This window comes from Bradyrhizobium sp. 482_C4_N1_8 (assembly GCF_052075965.1).
Lineage (GTDB): Bacteria > Pseudomonadota > Alphaproteobacteria > Rhizobiales > Xanthobacteraceae > Bradyrhizobium > Bradyrhizobium barranii.
Window position 1 is genome coordinate 5,980,758 of sequence record NZ_CP197231.1, and the last position, 20,668, is coordinate 6,001,425.

Sequence of the window (20,668 nt, forward strand, 5' to 3'; positions counted from 1 at the left end):
AGCTTTCACCCAAATTATTTTAAGCATAAAATATTTCCTCGGCGCGCGTCTTGTCAAGGCGGTTCTGCAAAGACCCGGCCCACGGGCTGGTCTCCGCGGCGTCGATCTGGAGATTCAGTGTAAATTGGACACACGACAGCGCCGATTCCGAGCCGTTCGGGCGCAGCCTTGAATTTACTTTTGGCACGAACTATCTTGCCAGTGACCACGACAGCTGCGCCGGCTTTCGTCAGGCCACCAAGCCCGGGAGATTCGATTGGCACTCGCGAAGGAGTCCACGCCTGTTTCAAAGAATGGGGCGGATCAGGACGCCGAGTACAGGGCTCAAACGCGGGTCTGGCTCCGGCTGCTCGCCTGCACGACCCTGATCGAAGGCGAGTTGCGGCGCCGGTTTCGCGAAGAGTTCGATTTCACGATGCCCCGCTTCGATGTTCTGGCCCAGCTCGACCGCGAACCGAGCGGGCTTGTGCTGGGAGAATTGCCCAAGCGCCTGATGGTCTCGGCCGGGAACCTCACGCCGATCGTGGACCGCCTGGTCGAGGACGGATACATCACGCGCACGCCCTCGAACCTCGACCGCCGCGTGCAGATTGTCTGCATGACGGTCGAGGGCCGCAAGACCTTCAGGCGAATGGCCAAGAGCCACGGCGCGTGGCTTGCCGAGCTGCTGGCGGATTTCCCGGCCGACCGGTTCGACGGATTGATCGGCGAGCTCGACGACCTCAAGGGGGCCGTCAGGGACGCCCTGCAAAAACCTTGAGCGGACCGACAGTCAGCGCCGCACCTTCACTCCGGCCGCCTCGCGATCCCAGGTATCCGTGGTGATGCCCGCCTCGCGCAGCACGCCCTTCTTGATCTTGCCGTTCTCAGTCAACGGCATCTGGCTCAGAATGCGCACATAGCGCGGGATGGCGAAATAGGCGATCTGCCCTTCGCAATGCCTGACGATGTCGATGGGCTCCAGCGATTGGCCCGGCTCGAGCAGGATCGCAGCCGCAACCTCGTCCTCGCCCAGCTCCGACGGCAGCGGGTAGATCGCGCAGGCGGCGACCGCGGGATGGGACTGGATGGTCTGCTCGACCTCCCATGAGGATACGTTCTCGCCACGCCTGCGGATCGAATCCTTCATGCGATCGATGAAGCGATAGTGTCCGTCAGCATCCCGAACGACCCGATCGCCCGAATGGAACCACAGATTTCGCCAGGCCTCGACCGTCTTCTCCGGCATGCCGAAATAGCCGGTGGCGAAAGCAAAGGGTTCTCCGGCGCGAAGCACGAGTTCGCCGGCCTGCCCGTCAGGAAGCGCTGAATCGTTTTCATCGACGATCCGCGCCTCGATTCCGTCGGCCAGATAGCCCATCGTTCCCGGACGATCCGACGGGATCGTACCCGCGAACACGAAATTGGTCTCGGTCGACCCGTAGCCGTCGACCAGCGGCACGCCAAACCGCTGAAGGAACGGACCGTGGATTTGCGGCGGCACGCCGCCTCCAAGCGCAACGCGAAGACGATGCGCCTTGTCGTTCGCATTCTTCGGCTGCGCCAGCAGCATCGACGCCATCGCGCCGAGCAGATAGCCGACCGTCGCCTTGTGCCGTTGCGCTGCGGCCCAGAAGCCGGACGCGGAGAATTTCGGCTCCAGGACGTAGGTGCAGCCGTTCAGGAGCGCCTGATAGAACGCATTGAGCGCGTTGGTGTGAAACAGCGGCAGTGTCGTGAACAGCACATCGTCCTCGCGGATGCCAAGCGCCCGCGCCGAATAAATGCCCCACCAGAACAGCTGCGCCTGCGGACAGCACACACCCTTCGCTGGCCCCGTCGTGCCCGAGGTGTAGAGGATCGCAACGGTGTCGCCGGGACGCACGGCACCCGCCGGGGCCGCGGCTCCGAGTGCCGGCAACGGTACCGCGGAAAGCCGGGCATCGACTGCACCGGCGGCAGCTCCGACGATCCAGGTGCGAGGTGGCCGTTCAACACCCGCCTCGATGCTATCGATCGCGTCGAGGAACTGAGCCTCGACGACAAGGAGCGCGGGACGCGAATTGCGGAAGATGTGGGAGAGCTGGAAGCCGCGCAGCGCGGTATTGATCGGGACTGCGATGGCGCCAAGCCATGCGCAGCCGAGATAGACCTGCAGGAACTCCGGACGGTTCGAACACATCAGCGCAACCCGATCGCCCGGCTTGATCCCGGCATCGACAAGCGCCTGGGCCGACGCGGCCGCGATCGCCGCGGTCTGCGCAAAGCTCCAGCGCGTCTCACCGGCGACAAGCAGCACGCGCTCGCCATAGCGCTCGGCCTGCCGCCTGAGGATCGTTGAGAGGATGCGGTCCGACGGCGGAAACGACGTCACTGCACACGCCCAGGCCGGCGTCACGTTCTCCCGGCCGACCGCGTCGCTGACGTTCACCGGCGCGTTCTCTGTCACGGTCATGCTCCCGTCTCAGGGCAACAGCTTGTACTTGCCGTTCTCGATCTGGACCAGGACGCGCGAGCGATCGTCGACGCCATGCCGATCCGCCGGTGTATAGGTGTAGACGCCCTGCGTCCCGACGACCTCCTTGGTCGCGAACAGCGCCTGACGAAGCGCGGTGCGGAATTCCGGCGAACCGGGCTTGGCACCGGTTGCCATCGCGCGCTTGGCGGCATCGGCGAAGACGAGCCAGCCGTCGAAGGAATAGGACGAGAATGAATCCGTCGGCGCCTCGCCGTTCGCCTTCTCGAAGGCAGCGCGGAAATCCAGCGCCACCTTCTGGATCGGATTGCTGGACGGAAGCTGCTCCGCCGCGGTCACGGGTCCGGTCGGGCAGATGATGCCGTTGGCGGCCTTGCCGGCGAGACGCAGGAAATCGGCGCTGATCAGTCCATGATTGCCGTATAGCGGCCCTTTATATCCGCGCTCGGACAAGGCGATGACCGGCAGCGCGCCGGGCGTTCCAGTGCCGCCGAGCATGATGGCGTCGGGACGTGCGGCGAGTGCGCGCAGCACCTGAGCCGTGACCGAAGAATCCGATCTGGCGTAGCGTTCGTTGGCAATGATTTTGATGTCGGTCGTCTTCACACTCTGCTCGAGCGAGTTGTACATGAGGTCGCCGAACGCATCGGAGAATCCGATGAACGCGACGGTCTTCAGGCCCTTCGCCTTCATGTGATCGACGATGCCTTGCACGAGAAGCGGCGTCGGTTGCGGCGTCTGGACGACCCAGGGGCCGCCGTCGCCCGGCGGCACCGGCGCGATCGGCGATACCGCGATCATCGGCACTTTCATCTCGATCGCGGCGGTCGCCATCGCCAGGGTCTGCGGCGCGCCCGACGTTCCGATCAGGATATCGACCTTCTCCTGCTCGACGAGCTTGCGCGCGTTGCGCGCCGAGGCGGTGGCATCGGAAGCATCGTCGAGTTGGATGACGCGGACCTTCTCGCCGCCGATCTCACCGACATAGGCCTCTCCCGCGGCGATGCCCTTCGCATTCGGGATGCCGATCGAGGATACCGGCCCGCTGAGGCCGGTGACGAAGCCGACGAGGGTCTCGGCCTGCGCAAGTTGCGGGACGGCGAGAAGCAATGCGGTGGAAGCCAGCAGGCTCTTGATCAAGTTCATGGCACCTGTCTTTCGTGAGGATGTCTGTTCCGATTGGCAAGCGCCATGGATTGGACTCAGGTTGACGCAGCCAGCGCGATGACGCGAAGCGGACTGCCGGAGCCGTTCTGGATCTTCAGCGGCGAGGCCACGATGACCGCCCCGGTGGGTGGAAGCTGATCCAGGTTGCACAGGCATTGCAGGCCGTAGCGTCCGGCGCCGTGCAGGAAATGATGCGCTGGATAAGGCGGCTCGAAATGACCGGCCTGGCCCGCATCCGTACCGATGGTCTCGGTGCCGAACCCGATGACGCCGCGCTCCTCCACCAGCCACTTCATGACGGCCGCGTTGGGGCCGGGCGTATGTGCGCCGTCATCCCTGAGATTGGAGTAGTCGCGCCAGCCCTTCTTCGACCAGTCGGTCCTGAGCAGCACCCAGTTCCGCTCGGGGATCCGGCCGTGCTTTGCTTCCCAGGCCTCGACGAGCGGGACCGTCAGCAGGAAATCGGAATCCTGCGCCGCCTGCGCGGAGCAGTCGATCACGCAGGCCGGCGCGATCATGTCCTTGGTCGGCATCGTGTCGACGGCATTGTTCGGCAGGTTCTTGCCCGTGAACCAGTGGATCGGTGCGTCGAAATGCGTGCCGGTGTGTTCGCCGAACGTGACGTTGTTCCAGTACCAGGCCGGGCCGCGACCATCGTATCGCGAGATTTCCTGGATACGGACCGGCGCGGCCTGGCCGAACTCGGGCGGCAGCACGATGACCGGAAAATCCGGACTAAGCGTAAATGTCAGATCGACGACGCGCACCGCGCCGGCAGAAACCGCACCCGCCAGCTCCAGGAGATTGTTGCTCTGCATCGTCACGTCCTCCGGCTTGGTTGAAATCCCGATGTCACCTGTCGAGCTCGCGCTCGAGCGCTTTCGGATTAGCCGCGAGACGTTGCCGGATTTCTTCGGCGACATCTCCGACATACATCTCCTCGAGCCCGCCTTTGAGACCCGACACGATCGCCTGCGCGATTGCGCGCGGCGCGACCTTCGGCGGCGGTACGGTCTGGAACCACTCGGTGTCGACCGGCCCGGTGAACAGATTCATCACCCTGACGCCGCCGGGCCTGAGCTCGGCGCGAAGGCAGTGCGAGAGCGACAGGCACGCCGCTTGCGAGGCCGAGTAGGCGCCAAAGGCAGGCCAGTTCGCCAGCGCATGGACCGAGAGAATGTTGACCCACGCGGCACTGTTGTTGAGGCCATCGGCACCCCGCATCCGCATGGCGGGGCCGAAGGCCTGTGCGAGGTTGATGAAGCCGAGATAGGCCTGGTCGATCTCGTCGCGCGCGATGCTCGTGCCCCTGCGGTCGAGCAGGCCGCCTGGCCGCACATATTCCGTCGTGTTGACGAGGATATCGACCTTGCCGCCGATGTCGGCCGCGAGATCGGCCGCAGATTTTTCGTCGGCCGCGTCAAGGGTCACGATCTCGACTCCGTCCTGGCCGCGCAGCAGCTGCTCGCCGGCGAAAGGCCGCCACGGTTCGGCAATCCCGACGAACACCGTCTTGGCGCCTGCGGCCTTCAAGGCGGCAACGGCCTCCTGACCGATCACGCTCCGACCGTTGGTGACCAGCACCCGCCGGAATTTCGGATCGGCCGTCATTTCCCGCCATTGCTTGTCGTCTGCCATGTTGGGAGTCTCCCCCTCAGGATGGGCAAAGGCCACTGCCTGGCCGCTCTTGTCGAGTTGAAACGACATGCGGACGGGCGCGCCCTCCACGCAGTCGGCATGGAGGTGCGTCACAATCGTCGGACCGCAATCCATCTTCACGAGGCCGATGCGCCAGGGCGCTCGCTCGCGGAAATAGACATCGCTCGGCACGCGCGCAGTGGTTTCGGCAAGAAGAATACCTCGTCGTGGCGTATCGACGAATGCAAGGCCGGCCGACAGGCAAGACGGACAGGCCTCCCGCGCCGGATAAGCAAAAGAACCGCAGGCCTCACAGCGTTGCAGCATGAAGCGGCCCTCGGCGGCTGCCCGCGTAAACCCATGCGACGTTCTGCTGCGCGGTCGCGGCGGCGAAGCAGGCAACCGCGTCCGCAACAGCGGGTTCTTGCGCCGGGGCGGCTTGATCGGCTCTATCATCGCGACGGCCCTGCAAAGATCGCGGCGCCCGAGGCGAGACCACGGTCATAGTTGATCATACCGAACCCCGAGGCCAAGGCGAGGCTCGCATTCGTGACCTGGGTGGGGCCTGCAGTCCCCAGAACCTGCCGAAGTCCCTCGACGAGACCGAGATAGGCGCCGGCGGCGCCGGCCTGCCCAGCCGAGAGCTGTCCGCCCGAAGTATTGTGCGGAAAGTCGCCGTCGATGGTGAGATCGTGCTGGCGCACGAACTCGGCCCCCTCCCCCTTGTTGCAGAAGCCGAGATCCTCGAACTGCATCATCGTGATGACGGGGTAATCGTCATAGGTCTGCACGACATCGAGATCGTCGGGCTTCACGCCGGCCATCGCATAGAGCTCGCCGACGTCCATTGCCCAGCCGCCGCGGACCTGCATCGGATCATCAGCAAAGGCGTTGTGCCGCTCGATCGTCGAAAGCAGCCGTGCTGCCGTCAGCCCGAGCGAAGCCGCGGTCTCGTCTCGCATCACCAGGAAGGCCTCGGCGCCGGCGCATGGCATCACGCAGTCGAAGAGATGGATGGGATCGGAGATCGGCCGTGCCGCCAGATACTGCTCCATCGTCAGGGGCGTCTTCATCAGCGCATGCGGGTTGCGCAGGGCATTGGCGCGCTGGGCGACGGCGATCCTGCCGACATCTTCACGCGTGACGCCGAAGCTCCGCATATAGTTGCGCGCAATCAGCGCGAAGCTCGCATTGGCGCCACCGGCGCCGTAGGGATAGACGGCATCCTGGTTGAAGCGCGAGAAGTTCTCCAGCGTCAGCCGGAAGGAATCGACGTGGTTGGTATCGCCGGCGATGCACGCCACGATGTCGGCGTCGCGCGCCTGAACCGCGCGCGCCGCTTTTCGCAAGCCTGCGATGGCGCTGGCGCCACCGAGCGGAATCGTATCCAGCCATCGCACGCAGAGCCCGAAATGCTGCGTCAGCCCGATCCCGCTGTCGGTGCCCATGGTGAAGCTGGAGACGCACAGACCGTCGATGTCGGAAGCCTTGATGCCGGCCTGCGCAACGAGCGTACTCAGTGCCCGGCCGATCCACCACTGTGCACTCTCGATGGAGTAGCGCACATAGGGAATCGTGACGGGCGCCGCAATCACGACCCCGTCGTACGGTGTGCGCAAGGTATTGGTCACCAACCGCCCGCCTCGTTCATTGTCTCAGATGACCGTCAGCTTCACGGCAATATTGCCGCGGGTTGCATTCGAATAGGGACAGCGCTCGTGCGCGCCCGCGACGACCTCCTCGGCCACCGACCTCTCGACACCGGGCAGATTGACCTTCAGTTCGACGGCGAGCGCATATCCGACGGGAACCGGACCCATCGCAACCTTCGCGGTCACTGACGGCTCAGCGGACGGGACGACCTTCCGGGTGCGCGCGACGAGCTTGACCGCACCGAGAAAGCACGCGGCGTAGCCGGCCGCAAAGAGCTGTTCGGGGTTGGTGCCTTCGCCCCCGGGACCGCCCAGCGATTTCGGCACGGACAGCGATACCGACAACAGGCCGTCGGCGCTGGCGGCCTTGCCGTCCCGGCCGCCGATCGCCGTCACCTCGGTCTCGTACAGGATCTTTTCGGGAGTCATCATCATTCACTCTCCAGTCCTAGCGGCTGTTGCGAGCAAGCAGTGCGCGGAAATCGTCGCGCGCCTGGGCGCTGGCCCGCTTGAAGCTCGGCCCGCGGCTGGGCTCGGTGCCATTGAGCTGCCGGAGCTGCACCCACATCTCGGCACTTTTCAGCGCCACCGCCGCGCAATTGACCACCGGCGCGTGCCCGACTTTCAGGCCATGCTCCCTTCCGATCAGAAGGCCCGGCAGTACACCGGCGGGGATCACGACGTCGGCGCCGTGCTCGACCAGAGGGCGTGCGCAGGCGACGAAGTCCTTGATCATGCGGGCTTGCGCGGCCTGATCTCCGTCAAAGGCATCGGCGAAATCCGCCGGCTTGCAGCCAAGGCCGGTCACATGGACCACACGATCGCCAAGGCCATAACGCTCGGCCTGCTCGTAGTGCCAGACCTCGAAGACGGGATCGAGCGTCACAAGGCCGAGCCTCCGGCCGAGCTGAGAGGCCGCCAACAACGTCGCCTCGCCGGTCCCGATCACGGGAATGTCGAGCGTCGAACGCAGCTCGTAGAGTCCGGGATCCTGGAAATGTCCCATCACGAAGGCGTCGAACCCGCCCTCCTCGGCCGCGATGCCGTTGTCGATCGCCTGGACGGCGCAGCGCAATTCCGCGAGCCGTCCGAACTCCCGGTCGGGCGGCGAAATGCCCTCGACGTGAACTGTCGTGCCCGATGCAGCGATGTTGTTGAGGTATTCCGACAGCCGCGCCATGTAGGGCGCGTTCACGCTCGCATCAACGAAGCTCTGCCAGAAGATGCGCATCGTCCTTCTCCTCAGGCGGTGATCGGAGGATCGGTCGTCGACGGCCGATAAATATATTTCAATCATAAACTAATTCACGCGTCAAATGCGCTCGGCGTCGCCGCCGACGGCCACCGCCACCGCAAGGGAAGCCCGGCCTTTTCGTACGCTCGATCGGCATTGAAGCGCCGCACTCTGGCGAAATTGTATGCAACAACATTTTTTCTGACAGAGCCGTGACACGTGTTGACGGCTCCACCAACAATACTTTAGGCTTTAAGTAATTCCTCGCCGGCCAGGGACCGGTGGACGTTGCAGGGCACCGATTTTGAGAGACTCGATCGTGTGGACAGTCGCCGTGCTCGAACAGCCGGCAGCAACAGCGTCGCCGACCGCGCATCGCGGCCGGGCCAACGGCCTTTCGTTGCTTCAGGAAATTCCCGCCCACATCTGCCGATGGGCTTGTCGTTCGAGCGGCAACCAGCGCCATGGCCGCTGAGATCCGGCCGAGCAAACCCTCTTCGGTCGCGCCCGGATTTCGGCGCTGCAGCAATGCTTTCAATCGGTTCATTCGTCGTTCGGGGTCCCCGCACGGCAGCTTCGAGGCATTCCTATCCAGCACCAACGGAGGAGAACGCGTATGCGCAAGACTCTGAGCCTACTCGCACTTGTCGCCGGACTCTTCGCAGCGCCGGCTGCGCAGGCCGACATCACCATCGGCTTCGTCACCTCGCTGAGCGGCAACGGCTCGTCGATCGGCATCCCCTATGGGCGCGGCATCAACGCCGCCTATGAATACAAGAAGACCATCAACGGCGAGACCATTCGCCTGATCCAGCTCGACGACGGCTCCGACCCGTCGGCCGCGACCCGCAATGCGCGCAAGCTGGTGGAAGAAGAGAAGGTGGACCTCCTGATCGGCACGGCCACGGCGCCCTCGACCATAGCCATGGCGGCGGTGGCGAGCGAGCTGAAAGTGCCGATGATCGCGGTCTCGCCGATCGGCAAGCTGCCGGATACGCCGGAGCAGTGGGTGGTGTCGGTGCCGCAGCCGGCCTCTCTCCTCGTCAAGATCGTCGCCGACCGCATGAAGCGCGACGGCATGAAGAACATCGGCTATGTCGGCTTCTCTGACGCCTGGGGCGACCTCGTCTACAACGGCGCCAAGGCCGCCGAAGCCGCCGGCGACATCAAGATTCAGACCAACGAGCGCTATGCCCGCACCGACACCTCGGTCACCGCGCAGATTCTCAAGGTGATGGCCGCGCGTCCCGACGCCGTGCTGGACGGCGGCTCGGGTACGCAAGGCGCGCTGCCGCTCCTCACGCTCGCCGAGCGGGGCTTCAAGGGCAACACCTACGGCACGGTGGCACTCGTCAATCCGGACTTCGTCAACGTCGGCGGCAAGGCGGCCGACGGCATTCAGGTCTCCGCGGGTCCCGTGATCGTCGCCGAGCAGCTTCCCGACGAGCACTTTGCCAAGAAGATCGCGCTGGATTTCCGCAGCGTCTACCAGAAGACCCATAACATCCCGACCACCGACGGCTTCTCCGCCTATTCCTTCGACGCCTGGCTGATTTTCGCCAACGCCGCCGAGCGCGCGCTGAAGACCGCCAAGCCCGGAACGGCGGAATTCCGCACGGCGCTGCGGGACGCGATCCTCGGCACCAAGGAGCTGCCGGGCGTGCATGCCGTCTACAATTTCAAGCCCGGTGCGGTCACCGGCGTCGACGAGCGCTCGCTCGTCGTGGTGCGCCTGACCGGCGGCGCCTGGAAGTACGCGCCATAACCGGATCAATGGCCCCGGCATCACAGGGAGCAACGACGTCTCAATGACGAGCGACATTGCAGCCATTCTCGCGATCGACGGGATCGCCACCGGGGCCGTCTACGCCCTGGTGGCGATCGGGACCGTCCTGATCTTCACGGTGACGCGAGTCATCTTCATTCCCTTCGGTGACATCGCGGCCTTCACCGCGCTGACGCTGGCTGCCCTCGACGCGAAGCGCTTTCCGGGTACGGGAGCGCTGGTCGTGATCCTGGCCTGTCTTGCGACCCTGATCGAGATCATCTCGCTGGTGCGCTCCGGCGAACTCCGGCTGCTGCCCCGCGCGCTGTCCTTCTATCTCCTGCTTCCGCTCGCCGTGGTCGGTGCAGCCTGGCTTGTCATGCGCCTGGACCCGCCGCTTGCCGTCAGGCTCGTGCTGGCGCTGATGCTGATCACGCCGATCTCCCCGCTTCTGGATCGGATCGTCTTCCGTCCAATTGCTGACGGCACCGTGCTGCTGTTGCTGACGGTGTCCGTGGCACTGCATTTCGCGCTGGTCGGCCTTGGCCTGTTGTTCTTCGGGCCCGAAGGGGTTCGAACCGAGCCGCTGACCTCGCTCTCGACCGAGTTCGCGGGCGTGCTGATCTCGGGCCAGACCATGCTGATCGTGATCGCGGCACTCGTTTTCAGCGGCCTCCTCTACCTCTTCTTCGACTTCACGCTGGTCGGAAAATCGCTGCGCGCCACGGCCGTGAACCGGACCGGCTCCCGGCTCATGGGAATACGCCCCGCCCGCGCCGGCACGATCGCCTATCTGCTGGGATCGCTGATGGCCGGCGTATCCGGCATCCTGATCGCGCCGGTGAACACCGTCTTCTACGATTCCGGCTTCCTGATCGGCCTCAAGGCCTTCGTCGGCGCCATCGTCGGCGGCATGACCAGCTATCCCGGTGCGGCGATCGGCGCCGTCGGCGTCGGCATCCTCGAAAGCTTCGCCTCCTTCGAGAGCAGCGCGCTCAAGGACGTCATCGTCTTTTCGCTGCTGATCCCGATCCTGATCTGGCGATCCCTCGCCTCGCTGCATTCCGAGGAGGAGATCGAGGAATGACGCGCCTCCACATCCAGCTTGCCGCCGTCCTCGCCGTGCTGTGTCTCGCGGTGGCTCCCTTCGTGCTCAGTCCGTTCAGCATCACGCTGATGAATTATATCGGCATCTATTCGCTGGTCGCCATTGGTCTTGCACTCCTCACCGGCGTCGGCGGCATCGTGTCGTTCGGACAGGCCGCGTTCGTGGGTGTCGCCGCCTATGCAACCGCGTGGGTCTCCGCGCTGAACGGATACTCCCCGTGGCTCGGCCTCGTGTTCGGCGTGGTGCTGACCTGCGGCGTCGCAACTGTTCTCGGCGTCGTCACCCTGCGGCTTCAAGGCCATTTCCTGTCGCTCTCGACCGTCGCCTGGGGCCTTGCGATCGGCTTCCTGTTCGGCAATGTCGAGGGGCTCGGCCGCTTCAACGGCATCTCGTCGATCCCGCCGATCAGCTTCGGTTCGATTGCGCTGGTCACGAGCGCCCAGATCTATTTCCTGATCTGGGGCATCGTCGCCGCGGTGCTTTTCCTCGGCTACAACCTGCTGGACTCCCGGCTCGGCCGCGCCATGCGCGTGCTCCGCGGCGGCAATACGCTGGTCGAGAGCCTCGGCATCAACGCTTTCCGCATCAAGCTCGTGACCTTCGTGATCGCGGCCTTCCTCGCCTCGCTCTCCGGCTGGCTCTATGCGCATATGAGCCGCTTCATCAGCCCGGGTCCGTTCGATGCCGGCATGGGCATCGAATATCTGATGATGTCGATGGTCGGCGGCGCCGGCAGCCTGCTCGGCGGCGTCGTGGGGGCCGCGGTCGTCACGCTGCTCAAGAACAGCGTGCAGGATTATCTGCCGCTGATCGCCAAGGGTGCCTCCGGCCAGCTCGAGATCGTCGCCTTCTCCGCACTGTTCATCCTGTTCCTGCAATGGGCCCGGCAGGGCATCGTTCCCTTCGTCGCGCGCTATCTGCCCAAGGCCAGGCGCGAGCGACCTCAACCGGCGCCGCCCCTGCCCCGTCGCGCGCAACCGACGCCCGGGGAGCTGCTTCTGAAAGTGGATGGCGCCGAGCGCCGGTTCGGCGGCCTGGTCGCCGTCAACAATGTCAGCTTCGAAGTCCGCGCCGGCGAAATCCTTGCCGTCATCGGCCCCAACGGCGCCGGCAAGAGCACGATGTTCAACTGCCTGACCGGGGCGCTCCGGGTCAACAAGGGTGAGATCGTCTTTGCGGGACGCCCGATCACGCATGACGCGCAGTCCCGCATCGCCAAGGCCGGCGTCGCCAGGACCTTCCAGCATGTGAAGCTGAGGCCGCGCATGAGCCTTTTGGAAAACGTGATGCTCGGCACCTATGCGCGCACAAGCACCGGCCTGTTAGCCGGCGCCTTCCGCCTCAACGGGCGTGAGGAAGCCAGTACCCGGCACGAGGCGCTGATGCAGCTCGAACGTGTCGGGCTCGGCGACAAGCCGTTCGAGCTCGCGGGCAATCTGCCGCTCGGCAACCAGCGCATTCTGGAGATTGCGCGTGCGCTCGCCGCCGACCCTGCGCTGCTGGTGCTGGACGAGCCCGCCGCCGGCCTTCGCCGCCAGGAGAAGCTGCGGCTCGCGGAGCTGCTCAGGTCGCTGCGGGCAGACCATCTGACCATCCTGATCGTCGAGCATGACATGGAGTTCGTGATGTCGCTGGTCGACCGCATCGTGGTGCTCGATTTCGGCTCAAAACTCTGCGAAGGCGAGCCAGCCGCGATCCGCAGCGACGAACGGGTCCAGGAAGCCTATCTCGGAGGCGTCGCGTGAGCGAGATGCTGTCCATGACGGATGTGACGGTCTGCTACGACAATGTCGAAGCGGTCCGCAACGTGTCGCTGTCGGTCGAGGAAGGTCAGATCGTCACCGTCATCGGCCCGAACGGTGCCGGCAAGACCACGCTGCTGATGGCGGCCATCGGCCTGCTGGCCTCGCGTGGCCGCATGGTCTTCCAGGGTCACGACATCGGCAGGATGTCGGTCGAAGATCGCGTCGAGCGCCGGCTGTGCCTGGTGCCGGAGAAGCGCGAGCTGTTCTCCGACATGACGGTCGCGGACAACCTCCTGCTCGGCTCCTACAGCCTGCGCGACCGCTCGGGCGTCCAGAAGACACTGGACGAGGTCTATGATCGCTTCCCCCGGCTGAAGGAACGGCAGCGCCAGGCGGCAGGCACGCTCTCCGGCGGCGAGCGCCAGATGCTCGCGCTCGGCCGCGCGCTGATGGCCAAGCCGAAACTGCTCATGCTGGACGAGCCGAGCCTCGGCCTCGCGCCGCTGATCGTGCGCGAGATCTTTCGCACCATCGCGTCCCTGCGCGATCTCGGCGTGTCGATCCTGCTGGTCGAGCAGAACGCCCGCGCCGCGCTTGAGACAGCCGACTACGGCTATGTGCTCGAGACCGGCGAGGTCGTGCAGTCAGGTCCGGCCAAGGATCTCATCCACGACCCCCGGCTGATCACGGCCTATCTAGGTGGACACTAGCGCCGGCCGGGATCAGGCTCGGCGAGCCGCACAACAAAGATATCGAAAAACAACCCCATGCACAGTAGCTGGCGGCAGCGATATCAATGGCTTGATACCCAGCAACTGCGGATTTCGCGAAATCGACTTGATGCGTCGGGCAAAACAGTGGCACAATGCCATCATCGCTGCCCATGGATAGCCGATGGCTTCCATCGCCAACTCGGACATCCCAGTTACTAGGGGATCAGCAAGCTAAAGCCCGCCCGCGACAATTGGGAACGGTGGAGCATACCATCACCCGATGAAATGGCGCCGCTCGCGCGCCCACATCTTGGGCGACAGCAAAGGCAAATCAATGATGCTCTAATCAGCGCGATAAATCGAACATCAGTTGCGCTCCATCTTGAATCCGCATCTTGGCACAAAGTGCATATTACGTCCGGCCTCGCCGAGGACCGCTGTTGGCTCATGGCAGACCTATCATGGCCGTCTGCTTGATGTCGGCTTTTGACCCAACTGCGACATCGCTTGGCAGCATCCAGTTTTCGCTGGAGCCCTTTCAATTGGGCGAGAGGTCCGGCGATCTGCGCTTCCGGCGATAGATGCGCCTTCGCTGGCTATTCCAATGTGCTATTCTTATCGCATAGGCCATAGGTATCCCATGACAGGTACTGCAGAGTGGCTCGCATCGATCGGTTTGGGGGAGTACGCCCAGCGTTTCGCCGAGAACGCCATCGATTTCTCGGTCGTTAGCGATCTCACGGAGCAAGACCTCAAGGACCTTGGCGTCCTGCTTGGGCACCGGCGCAAACTTCTGCGCGCAATTGCAGAACTCAAGAGTGAAGTCCTCGTATCAGTCCGAACGGCCGCCAAACCGGCGCCGCGGGACAGCGCCGAGCGGCGCCAACTGACGGTCATGTTTTGCGATCTGGTGGACTCGTCGGCACTTGCGGCCCGACTGGATCCAGAGGACTTGCGCTCGGTCATCGGTGCCTATCACGACTGCATCGCGGGTGTTATCGCCCGGAATGAGGGCGTCATCGCGCGGTACATGGGGGATGGCGTGCTTGCCTATTTCGGCTATCCCCAGGCGCACGAGGACGATGCCGAGCAGGCGACACGCGCGGGACTGACACTGGTCGATGCCGTGGCCAACCTCCAGACAGATATCGGTACGAGGCTACAGGTCCGCGTTGGCATCGCCACCGGAATGGTCGTCGTGGGTGATCTGACCGGCGAAGGCGCCGCCAAGGAGCACGCGGTCATTGGTGAGACACCGAACCTGGCCGCTCGCCTGCAGCAGTTCGCCGAGCCCGGCATGGTGCTGATTTCCGAGAGCACACACCAGCTCACCGATGGACATTTCGAGTACCGCGATCTCGGCCCTGTCGCGCTCAAAGGATGGGCGGAACCAATACCTGCCTGGCAGGTGCTCGGGGTCAGTGGAGCGGAAAGCCGCTTCGAGGCGCAGCACAAGACGCGGTTGACATCGCTAATCGGGCGTGACGAGGAGATCGAACTGCTGTTGCGGCGCTGGCGGCATGCCGCGTCAGGCGAAGGCTGCGTCGTGGTTCTAACTGGGGAGCCTGGTATCGGTAAGTCGCATATCGCGCTGGCGCTTCAAGAGCGGCTCCAGGCCGAACCACACATTACGGTACGGCACTTCTGCTCGGCGCACCACGCCAACAGTGCGCTGTATCCATTCATCGTCAACCTCGAACGTGCCGCCCGGTTCGAACGAGGCGAGACGGCGACGGAGAAGTTTGCCAAGCTTGAAGCTCTGCTCTTGCGGTTTGGCGCCGATGCAGACCGCGTGGTGCCGGCCCTGGCCAATCTTCTGTCGCTTCCGCTCTGCGACCGCTATCGCCTTCCCGAAATGACTCCGCAGACCCGCAAGGACATGACGCTGGCGGCGTTCCTGGCCCAACTCGAAGCATTGGCGGCGCGTCAGCCGGTGTTCGTCATATTCGAGGATGCCCATTGGGCGGATCCGACGTCGCTGGAACTGCTCGCGGTTACACTGGAAAAGCTGCCGCGGCTTCGCGTGCTGCTGCTGATCACGGCGAGACCGGAGTTCACGCCGCCCTGGCCTGGTCATGCCCATGTGACGACGATCTCGCTCACGCGGCTCAGTCGGCGCAACGGGGCAGCATTGGTCGAGCGCGTCACCGCCGGCAAGACGCTCCCCGAGGAGGTCATGCACCAAATCCTCGCCCGTACCGATGGCGTGCCCTTGTTCGTCGAGGAACTGACGAAGGCCGTGCTCGAAACCGGGCTGTTGCAGGAGCGGGACGACCATTACACGCTCAGCCGTCCGCTACCATCGATGGCGATTCCGACGACGTTGAGCGCATCGCTGATGGCCAGGCTCGACCGATTGGCTCCGGTGAAATACGTGGCTCAGATCGGCGCCGTCGTGGGGCGCGAGTTCTCCTACGAACTGCTGAGCGCCGTTGCCGAGTTGCCAAGGCAGACGCTGGAGGAGGCGCTTGCCCAGCTTGTCCGGGCGGAGCTGATATTCTGCCGGGGCGAGATCCCCCGGGCTGTCTATACTTTCAAGCATGCGCTCGTACGCGACGCTGCCGAATCCGGACTTCTGAAGAGCCGACGCGCTACGCTGCACGCCACCATCGCGGACGTGTTCGAGCAACAGTTCCCGGAAATCGTAGAGGCTCAACCCGAGACTCTCGCGCTCCACCTCACGGAGGCGGGACTGTTCGAAAAGGCAGGAGAATATTGGCTTCAGGCGGGAAGGAAGGCGGCCATGCGCTCCGCCAACCTCGAAGCTATCGCACACCTGCGGAAGGGCATCGAGGTGTTGACCCATTTGGCCGACGGTGCTCGGAAGGACAGACGAGAGCTTGATTTCCAGTTCGCGCTGGGACCATGCCTGATCGCTACCCAGGGACCGGCATCGCCACATGCGGTGGCGATCTTCGCTCGCGCGCGCGAGCTGTGCCAGCGCCTCGAAGATCCCCCCGAGCAACTACAAATCATGTTCTGGTTGACCACCGCGAGCGTCATTCGTGGTGAGTTGCCGGTCGCCGAGGAAATGATCTCGGCGCTGCTCGAACTCGCGGAGGCGCGCGGCGATCGACCAACGTTGCTCAACGCGATGCGTGGACAAGGCATGATTCGACTTTTCATGGGACATCTCGAAGGAGCCCACGAAGTGATCGTACAGGCCTTCGAAGCGTTCGAGGCAAGCAACGAGCAGGACAGATTGGCGGCGCGTGCCGCCGGCCAGGATGCGGGCGTGGCCGACCTTGCCCTGATGTCATGGGTGCTCTGGCTGCTGGGCCGCCCCGATACCGCGCTCGCACGACTGGATACCGCCATTCGGCGTGCCGACGCCATTGGTCATCCGCATTCGCAGGCCTATGGATGTTACTATGCGTCCATTCTCCACGCTCTTCGGGGCGAGTTCCTGACTGCGCACGGCTATGCGGAACGCTGTCTTGCCTTATCGGAGGAGCACGGATTCCGGCAATGGAGAGGATTGGCGCGCGCCGTTCGGGGGATAAGTGCCACCTTTCTTGATCCTTCGTCCGCCGCGCTCGCGGAAATCCAGGGTGCGATGAACGAATATCGCAACGCGGGCTATCAGCTCGGCATCACGGCCCTATACGTGCTCCTGAGCCCGGCCCTATTGTCGAGCCGTCAGCGCGAAGCCACGCTCGAGCTGATCGAACAGGGTCTTGCCACAACCAGCCGCAATAGCGAGCGGATATTTGAGGCCGAACTGTACCGACTGAAGGCGCGCGCGCTGCTCTTCGATGACGTACCGGGAGCCGGCACCGAGGCGCAATCACTGTTCGAGCGCGCACTGACAACTGCAAGAAGCCAACACGCCAAGGCCCTTGAACTTCGAGTTGCAGTGGACCTCGGCGCCTTGTGGGTCGATCAGGGCAGACGCAAGGACGCGCTCAATCTGCTCGCGCCCATCTACGCCGGCTTCGCCGAGGGTTTTGAAACGCAGGATCTAAAGCAAGCGAAGGCACTGCTCGATCGACTGCAGTAATTTTTGCCTGGATCACAGATATTGGAGTCTGGTTCAGCGGTCGCAGAGCTACTTGCCTTTGGCACTAGGCATCCGCTCGCTCTTGGCATCTACGATACGTATCTTTCACCTTTTGCCATCCCTCCTTGTCGTTCTTCTCTGGATGCTCATTTATGAAGTGTGGCCCTTCATGCGGGTCGAGGTCTGCATGTGCGTGATACCTCTTGATTGCTTGTTCCGCAGCGGCTCTTCCCAACACTCGCCCGTTATAGAGGTTGCTGTGATTCCATTTGAAATTGATGTGCCCCGGCACCTGGATTTCGACGATTATGCCTTCCCATTTGGGTTCGTCGTACTGCACGTGATATTTGAAGATCCTGACGTCGTCTTCGCCAACGGTCGCTGCGAATAATTGGCAAAGATTCGCCAGGGCATCATGAAGGTCTTTCGGTTTGCGGACCTGCTTCGAATCGACGATCCTGCTCACCCATATTTCGTCCAGATCACGGTGCTCCTCGAGCAAGCTCTCGAAGTTGACCGTGTCGATCAGCGCTCCTTCGCAGTACGTAACTCCGTCGATCTCAACTGTTTCTTCGATGAAGGGAAGAGCTGAGCACGCACATAGGCTGGACGCGCTGATTGGCCCTTTGTACTCTTTCTTGTCGACTTGCTGGATCATTGGTCGGTTGGAAAACAACGCGAGCTTATGGTCATCAAGATTCCAGGCGTTGTGAAATATGACGGGCTTTCCAGGCTCTTTGAGCGCTTCGAACTTTATGCTCTTCATGAACTGGCTATTCGGATAGTTGATCTTGGAGAGGCCCGTGACATGGGACAAGTACATCATTGACGTGAGATAGCGAACGAAGGGATTGGGTGCCAGGACCTGATTAAGGATCCATCTGTTGATGTCTCCGTCGTCCGGGATCGTGAACTTCTGTTGAGGGAACCAGAGCGACATAGAATCCCTGAAGGCATTCACCATGGTCGATGGGTCCCATAAATGCAGATAGTTCTTGGGATCCATGACGAAGCTGGTCAGAGCCCTGCTCATGCTTCCTGCCCAATCCGGACCAAACACGGTGTTTATGGGGAAGCGCTTATAGCCTTCGTCGTCTCGAAACACGCCATTCTTGAAGAATTGATAGGTCTTTTCCGCCCTGGCTTTGTTTTCAACTCCATCAAACTGATTGTAGACGATCCCAACCCAAGCGCCGATGCAGGACAAAGCCCACACGTCAAACCTTATATCTTCGTTGGCAAGGGCTTCCAGAACCCCGATGTGCAATCCTGCTGCCGGACCGCCTCCGCCGAGCGCAATCGCTCTCTTTACCATCGGATCCTCCATCTGATTTTTCGTGTGGCTTATTCTCCAATCAACTTTCTGAATTGCGTGAAGAGATTGGTCATTCTTGGGCTCTCGGCCGCACAGAATGCCATCGAACCAAACTTGACAGTTCATAGAGCCAGCATTGCGAAATACGATACGTGCGACGGAGCGGTGGACGTCGATATTCGATCTCGAATCCGCTGATCCCACTGGCGCACGAAGAACCTGCTTAGCCTATCGCGGTCTGAACCGTCCATTTGTGAACCACTTCACGTACGATACTTATTGCCGCCCATGGCCGCGGACCTGTTGTCCAATCGCGACTTCCGTTATTGGCCCAAAGCGGACGCTTTGTAGTCTTTGCTCAGATGTCGGCTTGTGACCCGGAACGGACATATCGAAATCAAAACAGACCGAACGGACGAGAAGCACCGCGACTCAACTACGGGAGTCCTTTTGTCACCGTAAAGGGATTGAACCCACGTTCCGCGAGGGCAGCCCACGAAGCTGCGCCAAGATGTGACAATCGGAAATAGAGCCGCGGTTTGGTCGGATCGGTGTCCAACACGAACCCGGTCGGCAACTCGCGGGCAGTTGTGGCATAGAACCCACCATCCGGCGACCTCTGGGATTCGACTACAGCGATCAACGAGTCTGCTCTCCCAGTCCTGCCGAGCAATTTCATCAAGAGAGCCATTTGGCCCGTTCCTTCGGTCCACACACCGTCTCGGTCTTCACCGTAAGAAAAGCCCTCATCGACACTCATTCGCTGTTCGGCGGTCGTAATTGCCGATGCAAATTTCTCGACCGCTCCGTGGAGCGCTATTAAAGGCCAGACCTGAGCATCGAGAGCCAAAATCGGATTGTGCGTGACACCGTCTTCAGCGGTACCTGCGGCGAAACAGGCGCATGCCGGATCCCACATCGTATTTACGAAGTACTCAGCGACCGTTGCCTTATCGCGCCAGCGCGAATCCCCTGTACGGATCGCAAGAAGGCCAAACGCGGCGGCGAGGTCAGTATTATGTTCAGTCGATTTCCACGTCCGCACTTCCGGCGTCGGTTCGTGCCCAAACGTACCACCCGTGAAACCGCCAGTACCGCGCGTATCGGCCCATTGCGCGACCCAGGCGCCAAGCCGTGCTGCACCATCGCGGAACCGAGAGCCGGCGTTCACACCATCAAGCGACAGCAACGCCAACATGGCCCATGCCATGTTACCAACATCGCTGCCCACCTGATATCGATCCTCTAACCATTTGTTCTGAGTATTGTCCCACCCCCCCGGAAGTTTGACGGGGCCATTCCCCACCACGCCCGCGGCGTAAGCGTTCCGGAGCCGTCCATCATGCCAGGTGCGGTCGTTGTCGATGGCCCAGAGAAGCGCCGAGCCAATCCGATACGCTTTGTCTTGCTCACCGCAACCGACCAACGCGATGGCGGCTACCGCATTGTCATAGAGGTAGGCGGCGCCATGCAGAGGCCCCGATTCGACGGTCGGATAGCTGGGCAGGAACAACGGCCCTGATGGCGGTGCCTTATCAATTAGACCAGCGAGGTATCCGCACGCTGACGTTTTTGGTGCTGTTGAGGCTTGCAGTGGAGCGGAGGCCATCATGATTGCGAAAGTCGCGACGATCCAAGTCTGAAGGCAGAGTCCGCGACAACGGTAGAAGCAACAAGTGATTGGTGCCGGTAGCATTTCGCTGCCTCTCGTGTCTTTTCAAGCAAGATAGACTTTAGGACATCGGGAAGAATGCCGGTCAGGATCGAGAAAAAAATGTGCCTTCGTCTTCAATGGCAGCTTATGGCACTTTTCGGACCTGCGGCGGCAGTGTTCCGATGTCCGCTGTTGAGGGTTGAACGGACCTAAATCAGCCGC

At 62.7% G+C, this 20,668-nt stretch carries 15 protein-coding genes; 6 read left to right on the top strand and 9 right to left on the bottom strand.

Translation table 11 applies throughout. From position 1 onward, the window contains the following. The first annotated feature begins 256 nt into the window (after positions 1–256). A complete protein-coding gene (locus AB7Z56_RS28845) occupies positions 257–760 on the top strand; it encodes a MarR family winged helix-turn-helix transcriptional regulator (RefSeq protein ID WP_028149405.1) in 504 nt (167 codons plus the stop codon). 12 nt (positions 761–772) lie between these two features. Here AB7Z56_RS28845 and AB7Z56_RS28850 read toward each other — a convergent pair whose 3' ends face one another. From AB7Z56_RS28850 to AB7Z56_RS28880, 7 genes are read right to left on the bottom strand one after another with little or no spacing between them, the layout of a single operon-like run. Beyond that, positions 773–2,434, bottom strand: a complete 1,662-nt coding sequence (locus AB7Z56_RS28850; RefSeq protein WP_441256662.1) for an ATP-dependent acyl-CoA ligase — start codon at positions 2,432–2,434, stop codon at positions 773–775. A 9-nt stretch (positions 2,435–2,443) separates the two neighbouring features. Beyond that, complete coding sequence (locus AB7Z56_RS28855) at positions 2,444–3,601, bottom strand: ABC transporter substrate-binding protein (RefSeq protein WP_441256663.1); 1,158 nt, start codon at positions 3,599–3,601, stop codon at positions 2,444–2,446. A 56-nt stretch (positions 3,602–3,657) separates the two neighbouring features. Further along, complete coding sequence (locus AB7Z56_RS28860) at positions 3,658–4,440, bottom strand: cyclase family protein (RefSeq protein WP_441256664.1); 783 nt, start codon at positions 4,438–4,440, stop codon at positions 3,658–3,660. A 34-nt stretch (positions 4,441–4,474) separates the two neighbouring features. Next, positions 4,475–5,716 (bottom strand): SDR family NAD(P)-dependent oxidoreductase, encoded by a 1,242-nt coding sequence (locus AB7Z56_RS28865; protein ID WP_441256665.1) that lies wholly within the window; start codon positions 5,714–5,716, stop codon positions 4,475–4,477. Next, positions 5,713–6,891 (bottom strand): thiolase family protein, encoded by a 1,179-nt coding sequence (locus AB7Z56_RS28870; RefSeq protein ID WP_441256666.1) that lies wholly within the window; start codon positions 6,889–6,891, stop codon positions 5,713–5,715. Before AB7Z56_RS28870 ends, AB7Z56_RS28865 begins: the two co-directional genes overlap by 4 nt. A gap of 24 nt (positions 6,892–6,915) precedes the next feature. Next, complete coding sequence (locus tag AB7Z56_RS28875; RefSeq protein ID WP_346016140.1) at positions 6,916–7,344, bottom strand: organic hydroperoxide resistance protein; 429 nt, start codon at positions 7,342–7,344, stop codon at positions 6,916–6,918. A gap of 16 nt (positions 7,345–7,360) precedes the next feature. Continuing rightward, positions 7,361–8,143 (bottom strand): aspartate/glutamate racemase family protein, encoded by a 783-nt coding sequence (locus AB7Z56_RS28880; RefSeq protein WP_282518390.1) that lies wholly within the window; start codon positions 8,141–8,143, stop codon positions 7,361–7,363. Positions 8,144–8,762: 619 nt separating this feature from the next. On the opposite strand from AB7Z56_RS28880, the gene AB7Z56_RS28885 reads away from it, so the two are divergent. The 5 genes from AB7Z56_RS28885 to AB7Z56_RS28905 all read left to right on the top strand — a co-directional run bounded on the left by AB7Z56_RS28885 (position 8,763) and on the right by AB7Z56_RS28905 (position 17,477). Beyond that, positions 8,763–9,911, top strand: a complete 1,149-nt coding sequence (locus tag AB7Z56_RS28885; RefSeq protein ID WP_441256667.1) for an ABC transporter substrate-binding protein — start codon at positions 8,763–8,765, stop codon at positions 9,909–9,911. 43 nt (positions 9,912–9,954) lie between these two features. After that, positions 9,955–10,998, top strand: coding sequence for a branched-chain amino acid ABC transporter permease (locus tag AB7Z56_RS28890; protein ID WP_014496274.1), 1,044 nt, complete (start codon positions 9,955–9,957; stop codon positions 10,996–10,998). Then, on the top strand, positions 10,995–12,764 hold the full coding sequence (locus AB7Z56_RS28895; protein WP_441256668.1) for a branched-chain amino acid ABC transporter ATP-binding protein/permease: 1,770 nt from the start codon (positions 10,995–10,997) through the stop codon (positions 12,762–12,764). The genes AB7Z56_RS28890 and AB7Z56_RS28895 overlap by 4 nt, the downstream gene beginning before the upstream one ends. After that, entirely contained in the window at positions 12,761–13,474 is a 714-nt protein-coding gene (locus tag AB7Z56_RS28900; protein ID WP_014496276.1) for an ABC transporter ATP-binding protein, read from the top strand. Before AB7Z56_RS28895 ends, AB7Z56_RS28900 begins: the two co-directional genes overlap by 4 nt. Before the next feature lie 643 nt (positions 13,475–14,117). Beyond that, positions 14,118–17,477 carry an adenylate/guanylate cyclase domain-containing protein gene (locus AB7Z56_RS28905; protein WP_441256669.1) on the top strand — a complete coding sequence of 1,120 codons (3,360 nt, stop codon included), beginning with the start codon at positions 14,118–14,120 and terminating at the stop codon, positions 17,475–17,477. 64 nt (positions 17,478–17,541) lie between these two features. On the opposite strand, the gene AB7Z56_RS28910 is transcribed toward AB7Z56_RS28905, so the two are convergent. Next, positions 17,542–18,804 (bottom strand): patatin-like phospholipase family protein, encoded by a 1,263-nt coding sequence (locus AB7Z56_RS28910; RefSeq protein ID WP_441256670.1) that lies wholly within the window; start codon positions 18,802–18,804, stop codon positions 17,542–17,544. Between the two features lie 424 nt (positions 18,805–19,228). Next, on the bottom strand, positions 19,229–20,305 hold the full coding sequence (locus tag AB7Z56_RS28915; RefSeq protein WP_441256671.1) for a hypothetical protein: 1,077 nt from the start codon (positions 20,303–20,305) through the stop codon (positions 19,229–19,231). Positions 20,306–20,668 lie beyond the last annotated feature (363 nt).